Origin of the sequence: Salirhabdus salicampi (genome assembly GCF_024259515.1) — a bacterium.
GTDB lineage: Bacteria > Bacillota > Bacilli > Bacillales > Alkalibacillaceae > Salirhabdus_A > Salirhabdus_A salicampi.
In genome coordinates, this window is sequence record NZ_JANBWE010000001.1 from 777,276 (window position 1) to 792,888 (window position 15,613).

Below are 15,613 nucleotides of genomic sequence, written 5' to 3' on the forward strand. Positions count from 1 at the left end.
AAGGAGTAAACGAATTCAACGGAAAAGCAAAACTTATACTTTCATCGTATATGATATGAGGATGATTGTCATGAAGATTAAAAACGTTCCGAACATACTGAAATAAATCATGTTTTTCATAACTTCCTGAAGGTAAGATGATGGTAGACTGCATAATGTAGGATCTTGGATAACAGAACCAAGCATTGCTCCCATTGAACCGCCAATGGTCCCATGTGTGAAGCCAGTTACAACCGATTGAAATTTAACAAGGCATCCAAACGAGATTCCGATTAAAGCACCAATCAATACACCTATTACAACCACTGTAATAAAAGGAGCTAACGTAATGAAGGATATGAGCATAGATAACATTGTACTAATGACGACTGTAACTGTCGCTGTAATCGTCATACCAAATCGGTCATCAAATAATTTTCGCTTTCGGTAGAAACTGCGAAATAATAGAAATGTTGAGATGACGTTTATGGTGAAAAGTAAAATGAATAAGACCTTCATTATGTTCACCTCGTTAACTTGATTTAGCCGAAGAGAGAATAACGATTAGGGAGAGTATGAATACGGTCTCGATAAATATAATAAAGGATGTACTTGAATTGGCAGATGCACCAACCATAGGGGCCATTATCCCCATCATTAAACCGTTTCCATACCCTGTTAGAAATGTTTGATAGTCAAATAGGGCACCAAACATTCCCCCTACAACAAAGCCGATAATTGTAGAGGCCATTGTGACTGGTACGAAATGTAATGGAAATTGATATATGAGAATAACCCCAGTAATAATCGAAACAAATCCTCCAGCAATGATGGATATATTCATACCTAACTGAAACCCAATAAGTCGACGAATATGGAAAAGATATAAATAGACAAATGTTAAAAGAACAAAATTACCATAAAGTATTATTCCTAACGTTGAAACCATTGAAAACACCTCGTATTTATCTCCATATAATACAGTGTATGAAGGTGAAAAAGATTGGGTACTTTACTTAGTCATCCTCAATGTAATACTCGATTGCTTTAATGGAATCAATTGGGATAATTCGATAGGTCATTTCCTTTTCGATAGTTACACAATCCATTGCGTCTTCTTGAGATGATTCCTCAAGATGAATATCTTCGTGACCATCTTTTATCTCCTTAGGTTGACTCATTTCCTTTCCGATAGATACATCCATTTTATCTTTTTGAAATGATTCCTCAGTATGAATTTCTTTGTGATCATCTTTTATCTCCCTGGGTTGACTCATTTCCTTTTTATTCTCAGAACTCGGAATATGGCCCAGTGGTTCATTGTTCGCTAATTGTGGTTTATCTAAGCTTTCGCTTATTTTCTCGACATCTTTGTAGTGCTTTTGTTTTCTCTTTTTTCGAACCTTTCCTTTAGGGAACCATGAACTAGTTAACAGTCGAGTAAAAGCTCTCGTTAACAAACTCACCTTAGTTGGAGATGGATTAATACTTGCTGCTTTTGTACGAGGTATTTGTTTTATCCGGTCTACGAGTTTTTTTTCAATTAAAAAACACTGTACTGCACATACAGAGGTAAGAGGAATGATTACGGGTGAATAACTGCGGTGAGATGGAAACGGAACTAATACGACGCAATTGTTTTTTTGATCGAAATGTTTTAATTGTAACAGCTTCGTTCCTGCGAATTGATTTTCGTTATGATGAGTAATGTTCTCAAACGGTTGTAATTGTTTATTATACAAAATAAATGCAAGATCATATTTTTTCTTTTCAACTGGGAGTGTAGGAATTGGTTCTAATTTGTTTAAAGAATGTTGGTATAGTTCGGCGTCTTGGAATATTTCCCTAAATGTACAGTTCATGTTTCACACACCTTTCCCCACAAACGTTGCAATTTAATACAATAGTTTATGTAGAACTACATCGAATTGGCTAGACTTGTAGGAAGTCCTACTAAAAAAGGGCTAATGTGACATTATTCCTGTTGCCATTGTTTTAGCAAAGTTTATGAAAATACATAAATTATGAATATAGAAATTTTATAGAGGGAGGGGTGAAGTTGGAAGAAAAACAGAGGCCCATAAGATTAGACGAATATATGAAAGTTTTACAAGAAAAACGACGAAAAGAAGAGGGTAAAGAAGATGTCATTAATGAATGGAATCGGAGAAAAGGGGAAGGGCTGACATCACCGACAGCAAGTACGTCTACGGAAGAGAATCGGCTCTTTATGGAATATATGGATAAATCGAACTTGTTTAACATTGCAAAGCATGACCCTAAATTGGGTAAGACGTTAACTTTGCGGAAATTTTTCAAATCGAAACGAAACCAACAAGTAGAAGTGTACTTAAAATGGGGAATTGAATCAATTCATACTGAAGGGAAAGTAAGTGCTGTTGGCCGGGACTTTGTTATGTTAACGAGTTTAAAAGACCGATTGTGGATACCTTATAAGGCAATTGAATCAGCCAATATCCCTTTTGGTATACCAGCTTATTCCAACAGTCACCAGCATTTTTTGTACGATAATGATTTACGCAATAAACTGACTACCAACTTTGGTGAAACGGTTGGAAAGCGGGATATATTAAAACAACAGTTTTTCGAAGAAACCTTATATACAAATTTACAATCATGGAAGCATACGTGGATTGAGTTGTATACGAAAGCAGGAGATAAAAAGTTTGGCAGATTAATTGGTGTGAGATCACAAGACATTCAAGTGAAAAATATATATGGCACATTTATGCTACCCATTGAAGATGTGATGTTTGTAAAAACGATTCGTTTTTTTACGATATTACGACAATCATTAAAATTATTCAGACAAATGAATTAAGATCTAGACGTTTTAACTATATAGTTTCCGTATATTGGAATAGTGTATAACGAGATTCTTTTTTATAACAATTATAAAAAAGCACGAGTAAGTGATGTAATGTAACGTAAGGGGGGATTGTAATGGAACATGAAATTCAAGATGAACTATTTCGTGAGCTACAAGAGTTGCAAGATGAAGACGTTTTAATTATTACACATACCGATCAATTACATTTGTTTGGGCAAACGTTTCGACCGATATTTTGTGGGAAGATTGCAGAAGTAGAGCTTGGCTATTTAACACTACACCCGGTAAACATTAAGCTTGTAAATGCCCCTTTTTTTAAATTTCCGATACCACTTAGTATCCCACTAGAAAAAATTGCTCACTTTACAACCGAGTTTGATTGTGAAAATCGTTTTCCACTTGCGTAATTGAATTGGTTAGGAGGTATCACATTGACAAATGGTAATTTTTCCAACATGTCATTTCCAACGGTAAATAATATTCATGATGAAGCGTTAATCGAACATTTTAAAGCAGGCGTAGATCATAAAGTGTTAATTTTGACGCCATCATTTCCGTTTATATTTATTGGCACGATTGTGGAAATTGTGGAAGACTATGTTGTTGTCGATGTCGAGACGACATTCGTTTCAGAACTGGAAAATCGACATTGGCATGTTCACATTCACCATATTGAAGCCTTTTATATTGAACGGGAAGATGGACCAAAAATTCCTGAATTAATAGATGGTTTATAACGAAAGGGGGTAAGTACAATTGAAACGTTTTTATCACGTCGTTGCCATACCAATTCGAATTGTACTCAACAATTTTGGGGATTACAATCCACATGGCATGATGTACGTGTTAAAGGAAAACGAACAAAAAGTAAAAGAACTCGTACGAAAGAATCCATTTACACCAGTAGACCTAGTGGAACCCCTCGTGATCCGGGCTAATGTAGGGGATGAAGTAGAAATTTTATTTGAAAATAAACTTCATGTTCCTGCAAGTATGCACTTTCAAGAAGCGGACTATGATGTAATGACATCTGATGGAGCTAATGTCGGAAACAATGAAAACTCAATTATTGACCCAGGAGAACAAATTGTATATCGATTAAAAATGACCCACGACGGGGTTTATTTATTTTCAGACTTAGGTGTTCCGGATAGCAGTGAACGTGGAACAAACATTAACGGTTTATTTGGGGCTTTGTTCGTGGAACCGAGGGGATCGTGGTGGACGGATCCAGTAACAGGTGAGCCGATGAATAGCGGTTTATACGCAGACATTCATCATCCGTATTTACCGTCACATCGTGAGTACGCTTGGATTTTCCACGACCAAATGCCTACGCTAGACTTAACTGGCAACAAACCGTTGGACCCAATGACAAACCAAGAGCGGGAGTCAACACATGCGGTTAACTATCGCTATGAGCCGATGGAAAACAGGGCCCGATTACTTGAAGAAGGGGTTGTTTGTCCGGATTGTAGTGGTGAGGAAGTGCACCATGATTCGTGGGTGTTTGGTGATCCAGCGACACCAATTTTACGTGGTTATAAAGGTGACCCCGCAAAGATACGTCTCGTTCATGCTGGTGTGAAAGAAACCCATGTGTTTCATTATCATGTTCACCAATGGTTTCGAGACCCAACCAATGTTGAATCGGAAATTTTCGATTCCCAGTCAGTAAGCCCACAGACATGGTACGATATAAAACCACTATACGGACTTGGAAGTTTACAAGGCTCTTTTGGTGACGTTATTATTCATTGCCATTTATATCCTCATTTCGGTGTTGGAATGTGGGGGATGAATCGAATCTTTGATACGTTACAAGATGGGAGCCAATGTTATCCTAACGGTGTACCCATTAAGCCGTTGCAACCACTTCCAGACCGACCCGCACCACCGGCTCCGACGCAAGATAGACCAGGTTTTCCGAATTTTATTCCAGGAAAAGTTGGGTGTAAGGCACCGAGACCACCATTGGGTGTCGTTGGAGGGCGAGATTTAACAGAATTAGAAAGAAATGCAGCAGTACCGAATCCTAGACCAGGTGCAGTATTTGCAGACCCTTGTGGTATAGCAGAAGCGCCTGTTGTTAAGGAATTTAATATATCTGTCATTGAACATCCGCTTATATATAACCGGCAAGGGTGGAATGATCCAAAAGGACGTTTATTTGTGTTAGACGAAGATATTGAAGATATACGCTCAGGTAAAAAAGAGCCAGAGCCACTTATTATCCATGCACCTGCTGGAACTTGTTTACGGATTAATTTTACAAATCGATTGCCAAATGTTGGAGATGGAGATGCCTTCCAACTTGTAACGAGAACTTATGAAGCAGGTTTGCACGTCCATTTTGTGAAATTTGACGGATTAGTATGTGATGGTGCGAATGTTGGCTGGAACTATGACTCTAGTGTTTTACCAGGGGAAACCATTCAGTACGAATATTTTGCTGATGTAGAATTAAAGGCTTGGTTTTTCCATGATCATTTGTTTGCCAATTATCATCAACAACACGGCCTATTTGGCTCAGGGGTTATTCATACGAGATTTACAAAGTTTTTAGATTCAAAAACAGGAGAAGAAGTGGATCATGGTTGCCAAGTTACAGCAGTTCATCCACTTATTCCAGATTACCGGGATCTTGCATTAATGGTTCATGATTTTGCTTTACTATTTGATTCTGATGGCAATCCGTTAAACCCTCCACCTTTCCCAGGTTCTCAAGATGACCCGGGTGTATTTGGCGTAAATTATAAGTGTGAACCCCTTCAATTCCGGTTAGGGGAAGATTGCGACCCTGCATACTCCTTTAGTTCCTATGTAAACGGAGACCCCGTAACGCCAATTTTACACTGTTATGAAGGGGATCCAATTCGGGTTCGACTCCTACAAGGTGCACACGAGGAATCACACAGTTTTAATATCCACGGCTTAAGGTGGCGATTAGAGCGACCAGATATGGAAACGAAGTTTACTTCACAGCAGCATATTGGCATATCCGAATCGTTTACTTTTGAGATTGAGGTTCCAAGATCCGGAGATTATTTATGGACGTTTGAAACAGAAGAAGACCTTTGGAATGGGTTATGGGGGCTAATCCGAGCCTTTGATGAGGAAGTAGATACCCTTATTCCATTGCCTGATCGAGAGGCACCACCTCCAAGAACAAAGGCGTTACCACAATGTACAGGTGATCCACCTCCGAAAGCAGAAGTCATCACAATACCCGAAGAAGCACCCAATCATGCACCAGTAAAACGCTTTGATATTGTTGCGTTCCACACACCTATTGAATATAGCAAATGGGGAGAGCATGATCCGTTTGGTATTGTGTTTGCCTTAGAAGAAGATGTGGATGCGATTATGGCTGGTGAATTAAGCCCTGAGCCGTTAGTCATTAGAGCAAATCATGGGGATATCGTCGAAGTTAATTTAACAAGTTTACTTGATTTCGATAAATTCCCGTTTCAGGATGGAATATGGCCATATCCGCCCGTGAAAGAGCAGGCTTTCTATCCACCTTCTGTTCGAATTTCTTTACACCCACAATTAATTCAATATGATGTAAAAACATCAGCAGGGGAAACAGTCGGATTTAATTATGATCAAACTGTTGGACCAGGAGAAACTGTAACGTACCGTTGGTTTGTAGATTTACCGTTAGGAGCTTGCGGTATGTGGGATATGGCAGATATTCGGAATCACCGCTCCCTTGGCACGTACGGCATGTTTATCGCTGAACCGAGGGGGACGAAAGCACTTAACCCATATACGTTACAACCGATTAAGCAAGGATCGTCTGCAGTGTTGCAACACCCTTTCCTACCGGAAATAAGAGAGTTTGGACTTGTAATGTATGACGGAGCACGGTTAGTTGATAAGCAAAACCAGCTTATTGTTGATCCTATTGATGGGATATTACTAGATCCAGACGAAGAAGCAGATGAAGTAGATACGTATGATTTTGGATCAAGAGGATTCCAATACCGAACAGAACGACTTATCAATCGATTGCAACGTAATCCGGATTTAGAAGAACTATTTAGTTCCAAAGCTCATGGTGATCCTTCCACTCCTCTGTATGAAGCCTATCCTGGAGATCCTGTTACAATAAGACTTGTAAATCCATCCGAACGACGGAGGGCTCATACGTTCCATCTTCACGGCCATTATTGGAATTCAGATGAACAGGATTTATTTTCTAAAATTAAATCCATTGAAGGGGAAATCGTTACAGGTCATACCATTGATTTAGCATTATTCTATGGTGCAGGGAGCTACTATCATTATCCAGGTGATTATATGTATCGTTCTGGAAACATTATGTGGGATCTTGAACAAGGAATGTGGGGAATCATGCGAGTCCATCCATCACTACAAAAACATTTACCACCTTTAAAAAAGTAAGAGGGAGCGCAATGTTCCCTCTTCTTTTCAAAATGTAGAGGGGGAGGTGAGTTATAAAAATGGACTCAGTGGAAAATAAGAAGTTTTGCTGTGATCAAGTTGAAGATTCTAGACATGACGATTTTTGTATTCCGCAAGACTGTTGTCCAGAACGATCTGAAACATTACTCTTTCCTTCAGAAAATTCCTGCTTGTCAAAGGAGTTGTTAGAACCATTAGAGGCGAAAATACATGCAGCAAATGAATTTCTCCTTGATGTTTCCTTATTAAACGGAGAAGATGACCACGTAGAAGAACAACGTAATCGTGCCTTGCAGAGAGCGTTTAATGGTTCAACCGGGACAGAGGTAAGCGTTGAAATAGATGCACTAGAAGGTCCTGAAGAACGTAATCGTTGGGAAGAACCTAAAAATACAATATTGAAAGGCAGGGTGTTTTTGGCTGGCCAGGACTTCGTTCTTTTAAGGAAAGGTAAGTCGGCGATTATTGTTCCATATATGAAGGTCTGTAATTTGAAACTTACGAATCGTTTTGCTAATTCTCATGAAGGGAATTCATTAATAGATGTTGATCCTTGTTTAAGAAGATGTATTACATTCCAGTTTGGCAAGGTTGTTTCTGCATCACCTGAGTTAATTCAAATTTTTTTTAAGATGCCTTTACGAATTCACTTACAAACAATTATAGACCAGGCAGTAGATATTAGATTAAATGACAAAACGGTACAAGGAGAAATTGAGGAAGTGATTGGGGATGAATTAATCATAAACAACCGTAAAAGTGGGAGGATTAACATTTTATTAGAAGAAATTAGTTTCATAAAATATAAACAGCTGTCGTAAATTCGACAGCTGTTTTGTTTATCTTTTATAATGATGTGAGGAGGAGATATGATGGGAAAAGGTACAAGATGGATTACTAGGTGGAGAAAAACTCGACAAAAAGGGATGAAGCAATTCATACTTATTCATGGCGTGCTTGGATGGGGGGTTCCTACTGGTATTCTATTTATGTTTATTCAACATCATTGGACAAATGGCTCTGGAACACCTATTGACCTTTCAAACACACCTTTAAAAACGATTTTTGTTCTTATAATTTTTATGTTAGCAGGAACACTTTTTGGTCGTGTGATGTGGGATGTGAACGAAAAGCATTATCATAAACATACATAAAAAAAAGCGCATTTAGGATACCTAAATGCGCTTCTTAGTGACAGCAATTACAGTCATGTTCACAGTCACAATGTTCATCATCTTTAACCTCTAGTCCTTTGACTGCATCCATTGGGAAAATTTTAAACATCGTTTTCTGTTTCTTTCTTCTTTTCTTTTTTTCTTTCTCTTTCTCTTTCTTCCTTTCTCTTAACCCCTTTTTTTCGTCATCCACATCACCCTCATCTTCCGGTTCACAAGATTCAATCAATTCATCAGAAGATTCCCATGGGTCATCTAGACGGTCTAGTTTTTCTAGTTGTTTTACTTCGACAAAATTGTGTCCAACGAAACATACCTCTGCAAGTATGTCTTCACATTCATTGCCGCATTCTACTGTCATTTTAACCTTACAACCGATGAGTTGTTGCAGGCGAAAATTCAAACCTCTCGTAAGTCCCCCTACACGGACTTTGAAGTGATCATCACAAATGAAATGCTCACAAAAATGCTCATCCCGCTTATGATGATGCCCGTGATGGTGTCCATGATGATGGTGATGTTCATGGTGTCCATGATGATGCCCGTGATGATCATCAAAGTGGCGAAGCGGTTTTCCACAGGAAGAACAGAAATTATCACTCATGTTCTTTCCTCCTTTTTATAATACGAAAATAATGTTTCTTCTCCCATCTTGCATTCGAACAATGTCGCCTTGTTGTTGAAAATTACGACTCATTTGTGTCATATTTTGACCGTCTTGTCTTCTTAGTGGTGTCAATTTACCGGGCTTATCAAATCTTCCTCTTGAACATGTGGGGCATAAACATTCACTGTTTCTTCGTAATGGTGAGATCGTGTGTGTTCTTGAAGGAGTTCTTCTAAAATCCATTGTTGAATGACGTATATGACTACCACAAGCACAAAACTGGTTATGATTCGGGTGATGGGAGTCACAATGATGTTGACAATTACAAAATCCATCAAATGAATGACTCATATATCCTGCTCCTTTCTTCTACAATACTAGTCTATGAAATATGTAAAAAATGGAATGGACCATCATCATTATATAGGTAAAAAAGTATAGCTTACTTTATATAAAAAAGAGGCCTACACAAGGCCTCGCTGTAGTGATTAGATGAATTTTAACAGCAGTGTGAATGGTGATGGTGGTGTTTGGGACAAGGATCGTGGTGCATATGATGTTTCAAACAACAAGGATTGAGGTGAACATGTCTTTTACAATGACATGGATGGTGAACATGTCTTTTGCAGCCACAAGGATCATCAAAAAAGAAGCGACGGCATCGGCAATGGACTTTTGGAACAAGATGTCGATGATTACAAAGTGAACAACAACCTACTTTTTTGAACGTTTTTTTTCTTTTTTTACCGCAACCGCATCCCATAAAGCGTCACCCTTTATAATAGGTTACTATATTTTATGAAAAATCATTAATCATGATAGGAACAAGCGTCACTATTTCCATGAAAATAGATGTTTGTCTATAAAAAAAGGAGCCGAAGACCGGCTCCTTTACTAGGGAAATTATCTTAAATCAACAGCTGGCAAGCAAGAGATTGCACAGAAGCAAGTTAAGTCAACTGTAATACATACGCCAGTGCGACGTAAGTCTCTTACATCTTCACCTTCAAGTTGCTCACAAGGATCTTCTGCATCGTCTGAACCTGCTTGATCACCAGGTGCATCAGGCTGATCTTCGTCGAAAGTTAGAAGTTCAAGCGTTGCGCAGCAGTCGTCATCTACAGAGTTTACACGGAAGATGAAGCTGTCGATACAGTCAAAGATTGTTGTACCGTTATCATTCTCTAAATCAACACCGAACCCTCTAAATGGTTCTAATTCTTTTCCGTATAGGATGAATGGAACTGTATTTAAGTTGTTACGGTTTACTGGAGATACTAGGTTGTTAATGGAACGTCTGCAGCTTACATCACACTCATCAACAACATTGTCCTGTGCATCAGCAATCGCGCGTACAACGTCGCAAACACAGTTCCCAGTATCATCAAACTGGATTCTATCGTCATCATCTCTTCTTCTACGATGGGACATAAATTCATACACTCCTTTTTTAAATTTATTTTGATTACATTAGTAAAATATGATGATGCAACATTTTTGTATGGATGATTGTCATGCGTTGCGATAATTAAGAATAATTTTTTTTCGTAAAAAAATGGTGTAACGATAGTGCAAACACACACCCAATTTTTCGTGATTTTCATATGGTAATATCAAGTGATTTTGTTATCGAATGGAAAATATATGGGGGATTATGTATGAATCGTAAAAAATGGGGATTCATTTTAATACTTTTAGTCACGATCAGTTTTAGTTTGCTTTATTGGCTATGGCCGAAACAAGACGATTTAACTGTCATCGGAGAGGTAGAACCTTTTACTTTAGAAGATGTCTTTGGCGAGTCATACGAACTGGATAATGGAAAAATAAAATTAATTACGTTTTTCTATACGAAATGTCCGGACGTATGTCCGCTTACGATGAAGTATATGGCAAATATGGTACACCCGTTACAAGATATGTTAGGGGAACAAGTGGAATTTGTTTCCATTACGTTAGATCCGGAACACGATACAAAATCTATAATTCAACATTATGCGAGTTCGTTTACAAATGACGATAACGGTTGGTATTGGGTTCGAACCACACCTAATCAAACTAGGGATATTGCAAAACAGTTTCAAATGGTTTATGAAAAAACGAGTGATGGATTTGTCGCTCATAGTACGACGGTCTACCTCGTAGATCCTAATCATCACATTCGCGCTATATATGATATGGCAACAACAGAGAAGCCGTTGAACACGGATCAAATTATGAAAGATATAAAAGAACTGGCACAACGTACATTTTAGTTGTATTTAATGTGGTAGATGACAACTGAATAAGAAGGCTGGTGGAGGTTCAGGAATAAAAAAATGAGTGCAATAGTGCAAGCAAATTGGTTCATAATATATGAAAAATGGATTACAGTAATGAGTAGGATAAGAAATAAATATGAAAGTAGGGAATTACATGCAAACAAAAATCGAATGGTCAGGAGATATGGGCTTTTCAAGTACAACACCATCGGGTCATTCTTTACAAATGGATGCTTCTGCAGAGGTAGGGGGGCAAAACAATGGCCCTCGACCAACGGAGTTATTATTAAATGCGGTGGCAGGGTGTACCGGAATTGATATTATATCAATATTAAAAAAAATGCGCTTAACGCCAGATTCATTTGAAATGGAAGTTGATGGAGAACGAGCCGGAGACCACCCGAAACGATTTACAAATATCCATATTCATTACAGACTTGAAGGTGATTTGCCTGAGGATAAAGTCGTAAGAGCAATTCAGCTATCAAAAGATAAATATTGTTCGGTTTCCCATTCATTAAATGCCAATATCACGGCTAGTTACTCTCTAAATGGTAAAAAGGGAAGTCAACAAATATAGGTAGAACCCCCGCTTACAAATCGTAACGGGTTCGTGTGAGACAGAGAAAAGATTAAATAACATAGCGCTTGGAGGTGCAATTAGCATGCTAATTGCATCTCCTTTTTTCATTCATCAAGGAATAAAGGAGAAAAGCATACCAAATCGCATGTAGAAATTAGTGTTGTGATCGAAATAAATGTTCGTATCTTTATGGCTTTACTCCTTAGCAGATTCTACATTCATCTTATCAAAGAACAAATGAGAAAAGATGTAAAAGAAACGTTCTATTCATATTTTGAAAAAGGTTGTGCATACACATGATATGAATGAAAGGGATGAGATGAAACAATGACTCAATTGTATGTAAACCGCGGGGATAAAATGTTTGTTAACAGTTCGAATAAAACCGTGCTCATGAATAATGGAGTTCGACTTGAACCGGTACATGATGATAAATTCGTAGAGAGGGAAGAGAAGTGTAATGTTAAAATACCGTCTAAATTGCTGGAAGATCACTTATGTGTATATTACGATGGGAAAAAGGGACTCTGCTTCGTCGGAATAGAAATTCCTTATGAACGGTATTCTCCGTATCATTCAGTTCTGCAAGTGATTCATTTGGCTCCTGCGTTAGGCGAAATATCGATTCGGGCGCGTTATGGTGATTCGTTACAAAACATTCATTATCAACAAAAAACGGAATGTGTTGAACTTTCACCACGTGTAGATGTTGTATTAGATTTTTATATGGGACATCAAAAATGGAAGACGTTATCAAATTTGACGACGAAAAAGGGAATGTTTTATGTAATCATCGTAACAGATCATGATCGTGATCCATTCATGATAGTTGAGATAAATTCACAATAAAAGATCATCCCGGAAAAATCCGGGATGATCTTTTATTCTTCTCTGTTTGGCTCTGACTCATGTTCTGTAATTGAGATTAGTGTTTGTGTATCATGTAATATTTTAATTTGATCGTTTTCGTAACCAACAGTAAATTCACTTTGATAATGCTCGGTGACAACACCTTGACCTTGTTCACGCATTTTTCTATCTTCTTCAATTGTAAATTTCATTCTATTATTTGATAACAGTTCGTAATTTACTATTTGCTTGTTAATCTCCATAATTTGAATGTAGTTTTCCCGGAACTCTTGGTAGCTCGTTTCATTTTGCCTATCACTACCTAACAGAGCATACGCATTGAAGTAATCTCGTAAATTAATGCTTTTAAAGAAATAATCAATAATATATTTCGCTTCTTCTTCCAGTTGCTCTGGAGATACTTTATCATATATCGATGAATCTACATTAAATTCAAGATCCATATTTTCAGCTTGGTCGGTCCACATTTGAACTAGGTCATATACATTATTTAATGGAATACTGAACCCCATCGTTCCTTCTTTCGTTCCAGCTGAGTTTATGGCGATAATTTGCCCTGTTTGTCGATGAATTAACGGACCGCCACTGTTTCCGTTAGTAATTGAGGCAGAGATTTGATAGGCATTATTGTAATCATAGCCTTGTATGGAAAAACTTCTGTTTTTACCAGAAATAATGCCAACTGTTACCGTATTTTGAAAGCCAAGAGGGCTTCCAACAGCAATAATTTCATCACCAATATCTGCTTCGAAGTCTGGATTTACAGAATTCGGACTTCGGTCGATTAATTGGGGAACACGGATAAGTGCTACGTCTTCCTCCGTTCCTATGCCAATTAATGCAGCAGGGTATGTTCGCGCATCTGACGTTTTTACGTATATGGAATCAGCTCCTTGAACGACATGGGCATTCGTAATAATATCGCCTTGGTTGTTATAAATAAAACCAGATCCAATACTTTGCCCGCTTTCACCTTCAGCCTCAATTTGGACGACGAACTTTTGTGATTCGTGAATAATTGTTTTTAAGTCCTTCGTATCTGGTTCTGATGAAGAATCGCTTACGAGTTCCGCAATGTCATTGCTAACAGGTACACTTTGTTGTACCCATGTTTGCCAATATGAAGAGATTACCATAACTACTATAAATAAAATAATTCCAGTTGCTAATAATGGCCATTTTAATTGATGTTTGTCCATGCTCTCACTCCAATTTTTTCGGAGAGTAATTATTGAGAATCTAAGAACCACTTAACCGTTTCAATCTCGGCTGTAAGTTCTTCCTCAATATCAAAATGATTAATTTCAAACTGTCCTATTTCGTTCGGATATAATGTTTCTGGATATAAATATACTTCATTTTCTTCCATAACTTCTTTGTCTTCATTTAATAGTTTATAAGAAACTGAGACTGAATAAATGGGAACCGTTGCTACACTTTCGATAATGCCTCTAACAACTAAACCACCGTATTCTTCTAATTGTGTTTCTATGGAAATAATCTCAATTGCATCATTTTTATTTCGTTCATATTCTTGTTCAGCTGCATTCATAGCTTGCTCAATTCGTTTCCGTTGTTCAGTTTCAAAAGCGACTTTTTCTTTTTCAATCGTTGTTTTCATACTTGTTAATTTTTCATTATCCGGTGCATATTTTAACCCATCCTTTACCACACCGAGTGCCGTGTTAAACTGCTTTACCTTAAGTAGTTCGTTGGCAGACGAATAGGTGTGGTCAACGAGGCGTTTGCGTATTTCAGATGCTAATTCTTGAGCCTTTTCGCTTTGAATCGATTCGACTTGCCACAATAAAAGTTTTAAATCTTCTATGGTTGGCTTATCGACCAATTGCTTCTCTACCTCAGCTGTTTTCACTTCATTTCTTGTTGCTAAGATATCTTCTAGTAATAAGCTAACCACTTGTCCATTGTAATGTTTTAATTTATTTTCGGCTTGCTTTGTTATGTCAACGGCTTGTTGATAAGCGCCTTCGTCCATTAGCTTTTTCGCAGAAGTTAATTGTTGTTGAATGTTAATGGCGATATCCATAAATTTGGCCGTATCCTGTGCCTCGGAGAAGTTACCTTTTACCTCCATTGCTTGTTCGAACAGTTCTTTTGCATCAGAGTAATGACCTTCAACAGCTAATAAAGCTCCATTTTCATACAGTTCTTTTGCTTTTGATGTTTGGGCATCAAGGTAAAAATAAGTTCCGGTAAATAGCAGTACTGCAAGGAAAAGAGCTCCGATTGGTAAGAGCCACCATTTATGGAAGAATGATGTTGATGCACGTTCTTCTCTTTTTTGACGCAGTCGTTCTTCTAGGTCAGTAGGCAGTTCTCGTCCACATTTAATACAATATTGTTCGTCATTATTCACTTCTGTACTACAATATGGGCAGTGTGCCATCACTTCTCACCTGATTTCTTTTTAAATGTAAGGATTTGTAAGTTGTATCGTTTCATACTAGATTTTAACATAGGCGAACTAGTTTGGAATACCATTTCGACAGAAAATTTGAAAAGTGTTTAAATTGATTATTTGTTCCTACATTTTTTGGTACAATAACATTAGGTTACTAAACAATAGGAGGTGTGAAACTTGGTCGAAACGGCGTTAGGGATTATTGGAGTCATTATTTTACTAGTAAATATTGGTTTTTGTATATTTGACCATGCTTAACATGGAATTGTAAAATCCCACGCTACATAGGCGTTGGGATTTTTTTATGATTGATTCACAGTCCGACGAACCTTACTTCTATTTTACTGTAATTCGTGCATAATTTCATTTGATTAAACTTTCCAATTTATAGACACGCTGTACAAACCTTCACCGATTTTATAAGTGAAGGAGGT

At 37.7% G+C, this 15,613-nt stretch carries 17 protein-coding genes; 9 read left to right on the forward strand and 8 right to left on the reverse strand.

Features of this window, described 5'->3' with window-relative positions; genetic code table 11:
• Nucleotides 1-33: 33 nt before the first annotated feature.
• The 3 genes from NLW78_RS04040 to NLW78_RS04050 all read right to left on the reverse strand — a co-directional run bounded on the left by NLW78_RS04040 (nucleotide 34) and on the right by NLW78_RS04050 (nucleotide 1,841).
• A complete protein-coding gene (locus NLW78_RS04040) occupies nucleotides 34-498 on the reverse strand; it encodes a hypothetical protein (protein ID WP_254495702.1) in 465 nt (154 codons plus the stop codon).
• Between the two features lie 13 nt (nucleotides 499-511).
• Complete coding sequence (locus tag NLW78_RS04045; RefSeq protein WP_254495703.1) at nucleotides 512-928, reverse strand: hypothetical protein; 417 nt, start codon at nucleotides 926-928, stop codon at nucleotides 512-514.
• A gap of 67 nt (nucleotides 929-995) precedes the next feature.
• Nucleotides 996-1,841 (reverse strand): hypothetical protein, encoded by an 846-nt coding sequence (locus NLW78_RS04050; RefSeq protein WP_254495704.1) that lies wholly within the window; start codon nucleotides 1,839-1,841, stop codon nucleotides 996-998.
• Between the two features lie 197 nt (nucleotides 1,842-2,038).
• On the opposite strand from NLW78_RS04050, the gene NLW78_RS04055 reads away from it, so the two are divergent.
• From NLW78_RS04055 to NLW78_RS04080, 6 genes are all read left to right on the forward strand, one after another.
• Entirely contained in the window at nucleotides 2,039-2,821 is a 783-nt protein-coding gene (locus tag NLW78_RS04055; RefSeq protein ID WP_254495705.1) for a hypothetical protein, read from the forward strand.
• Nucleotides 2,822-2,943: 122 nt separating this feature from the next.
• Nucleotides 2,944-3,237, forward strand: coding sequence for a hypothetical protein (locus tag NLW78_RS04060; RefSeq protein ID WP_254495706.1), 294 nt, complete (start codon nucleotides 2,944-2,946; stop codon nucleotides 3,235-3,237).
• 24 nt (nucleotides 3,238-3,261) lie between these two features.
• Entirely contained in the window at nucleotides 3,262-3,567 is a 306-nt protein-coding gene (locus NLW78_RS04065) for a hypothetical protein (protein ID WP_254495707.1), read from the forward strand.
• Nucleotides 3,568-3,586: 19 nt separating this feature from the next.
• Nucleotides 3,587-7,240, forward strand: coding sequence for a multicopper oxidase domain-containing protein (locus tag NLW78_RS04070; protein ID WP_254495708.1), 3,654 nt, complete (start codon nucleotides 3,587-3,589; stop codon nucleotides 7,238-7,240).
• Nucleotides 7,241-7,299: 59 nt separating this feature from the next.
• Nucleotides 7,300-8,082, forward strand: coding sequence for a hypothetical protein (locus tag NLW78_RS04075; protein WP_254495709.1), 783 nt, complete (start codon nucleotides 7,300-7,302; stop codon nucleotides 8,080-8,082).
• Between the two features lie 51 nt (nucleotides 8,083-8,133).
• Nucleotides 8,134-8,415 carry a hypothetical protein gene (locus NLW78_RS04080; protein ID WP_254495710.1) on the forward strand — a complete coding sequence of 94 codons (282 nt, stop codon included), beginning with the start codon at nucleotides 8,134-8,136 and terminating at the stop codon, nucleotides 8,413-8,415.
• A gap of 34 nt (nucleotides 8,416-8,449) precedes the next feature.
• Here the strand turns inward: NLW78_RS04080 and NLW78_RS04085 are convergent, their stop codons facing one another.
• From NLW78_RS04085 to NLW78_RS04095, 3 genes are all read right to left on the reverse strand, one after another.
• Nucleotides 8,450-9,040: a hypothetical protein gene (locus NLW78_RS04085; RefSeq protein WP_254495711.1), complete on the reverse strand. Its 591-nt coding sequence runs from the start codon at nucleotides 9,038-9,040 to the stop codon at nucleotides 8,450-8,452.
• Between the two features lie 15 nt (nucleotides 9,041-9,055).
• Nucleotides 9,056-9,394 carry a hypothetical protein gene (locus NLW78_RS04090; protein WP_254495712.1) on the reverse strand — a complete coding sequence of 113 codons (339 nt, stop codon included), beginning with the start codon at nucleotides 9,392-9,394 and terminating at the stop codon, nucleotides 9,056-9,058.
• A 552-nt stretch (nucleotides 9,395-9,946) separates the two neighbouring features.
• Nucleotides 9,947-10,474, reverse strand: a complete 528-nt coding sequence (locus tag NLW78_RS04095; protein WP_254495713.1) for a CotY/CotZ family spore coat protein — start codon at nucleotides 10,472-10,474, stop codon at nucleotides 9,947-9,949.
• Nucleotides 10,475-10,701: 227 nt separating this feature from the next.
• On the opposite strand from NLW78_RS04095, the gene NLW78_RS04100 reads away from it, so the two are divergent.
• From NLW78_RS04100 to NLW78_RS04110, 3 genes are all read left to right on the forward strand, one after another.
• Nucleotides 10,702-11,298, forward strand: a complete 597-nt coding sequence (locus NLW78_RS04100) for an SCO family protein (RefSeq protein WP_254495714.1) — start codon at nucleotides 10,702-10,704, stop codon at nucleotides 11,296-11,298.
• Between the two features lie 160 nt (nucleotides 11,299-11,458).
• Entirely contained in the window at nucleotides 11,459-11,884 is a 426-nt protein-coding gene (locus NLW78_RS04105) for an OsmC family protein (RefSeq protein ID WP_254495715.1), read from the forward strand.
• Between the two features lie 330 nt (nucleotides 11,885-12,214).
• The gene (locus NLW78_RS04110) at nucleotides 12,215-12,736 is read left to right on the forward strand and encodes a hypothetical protein (RefSeq protein WP_254495716.1); all 522 of its coding nucleotides are present in this window, start codon (nucleotides 12,215-12,217) and stop codon (nucleotides 12,734-12,736) included.
• 32 nt (nucleotides 12,737-12,768) lie between these two features.
• Here NLW78_RS04110 and NLW78_RS04115 read toward each other — a convergent pair whose 3' ends face one another.
• Entirely contained in the window at nucleotides 12,769-13,956 is a 1,188-nt protein-coding gene (locus tag NLW78_RS04115; protein ID WP_254495717.1) for a S1C family serine protease, read from the reverse strand.
• 29 nt (nucleotides 13,957-13,985) lie between these two features.
• A complete protein-coding gene (locus tag NLW78_RS04120; RefSeq protein WP_254495718.1) occupies nucleotides 13,986-15,164 on the reverse strand; it encodes a PHD finger domain-containing protein in 1,179 nt (392 codons plus the stop codon).
• Nucleotides 15,165-15,613: the final 449 nt, after the last annotated feature.

What these genes read in the sequence shown, in the direction of transcription:
- NLW78_RS04050 (WP_254495704.1), bottom strand. Translation starts at nt 1,841, where the DNA reads ATGAACTGTACATTTAGGGAAATATTCCAAGACGCCGAACTATACCAA.
- NLW78_RS04075 (WP_254495709.1), top strand. Translation starts at nt 7,300, where the DNA reads ATGGACTCAGTGGAAAATAAGAAGTTTTGCTGTGATCAAGTTGAAGAT.
- NLW78_RS04100 (WP_254495714.1), top strand. Translation starts at nt 10,702, where the DNA reads ATGAATCGTAAAAAATGGGGATTCATTTTAATACTTTTAGTCACGATC.
- NLW78_RS04105 (WP_254495715.1), top strand. Translation starts at nt 11,459, where the DNA reads ATGCAAACAAAAATCGAATGGTCAGGAGATATGGGCTTTTCAAGTACA.
- NLW78_RS04120 (WP_254495718.1), bottom strand. Translation starts at nt 15,164, where the DNA reads ATGGCACACTGCCCATATTGTAGTACAGAAGTGAATAATGACGAACAA.
- NLW78_RS04080 (WP_254495710.1), top strand. Translation starts at nt 8,134, where the DNA reads ATGGGAAAAGGTACAAGATGGATTACTAGGTGGAGAAAAACTCGACAA.
- NLW78_RS04060 (WP_254495706.1), top strand. Translation starts at nt 2,944, where the DNA reads ATGGAACATGAAATTCAAGATGAACTATTTCGTGAGCTACAAGAGTTG.
- NLW78_RS04110 (WP_254495716.1), top strand. Translation starts at nt 12,215, where the DNA reads ATGACTCAATTGTATGTAAACCGCGGGGATAAAATGTTTGTTAACAGT.
- NLW78_RS04090 (WP_254495712.1), bottom strand. Translation starts at nt 9,394, where the DNA reads ATGAGTCATTCATTTGATGGATTTTGTAATTGTCAACATCATTGTGAC.
- NLW78_RS04095 (WP_254495713.1), bottom strand. Translation starts at nt 10,474, where the DNA reads ATGTCCCATCGTAGAAGAAGAGATGATGACGATAGAATCCAGTTTGAT.
- NLW78_RS04085 (WP_254495711.1), bottom strand. Translation starts at nt 9,040, where the DNA reads ATGAGTGATAATTTCTGTTCTTCCTGTGGAAAACCGCTTCGCCACTTT.
- NLW78_RS04040 (WP_254495702.1), bottom strand. Translation starts at nt 498, where the DNA reads ATGAAGGTCTTATTCATTTTACTTTTCACCATAAACGTCATCTCAACA.
- NLW78_RS04045 (WP_254495703.1), bottom strand. Translation starts at nt 928, where the DNA reads ATGGTTTCAACGTTAGGAATAATACTTTATGGTAATTTTGTTCTTTTA.
- NLW78_RS04115 (WP_254495717.1), bottom strand. Translation starts at nt 13,956, where the DNA reads ATGGACAAACATCAATTAAAATGGCCATTATTAGCAACTGGAATTATT.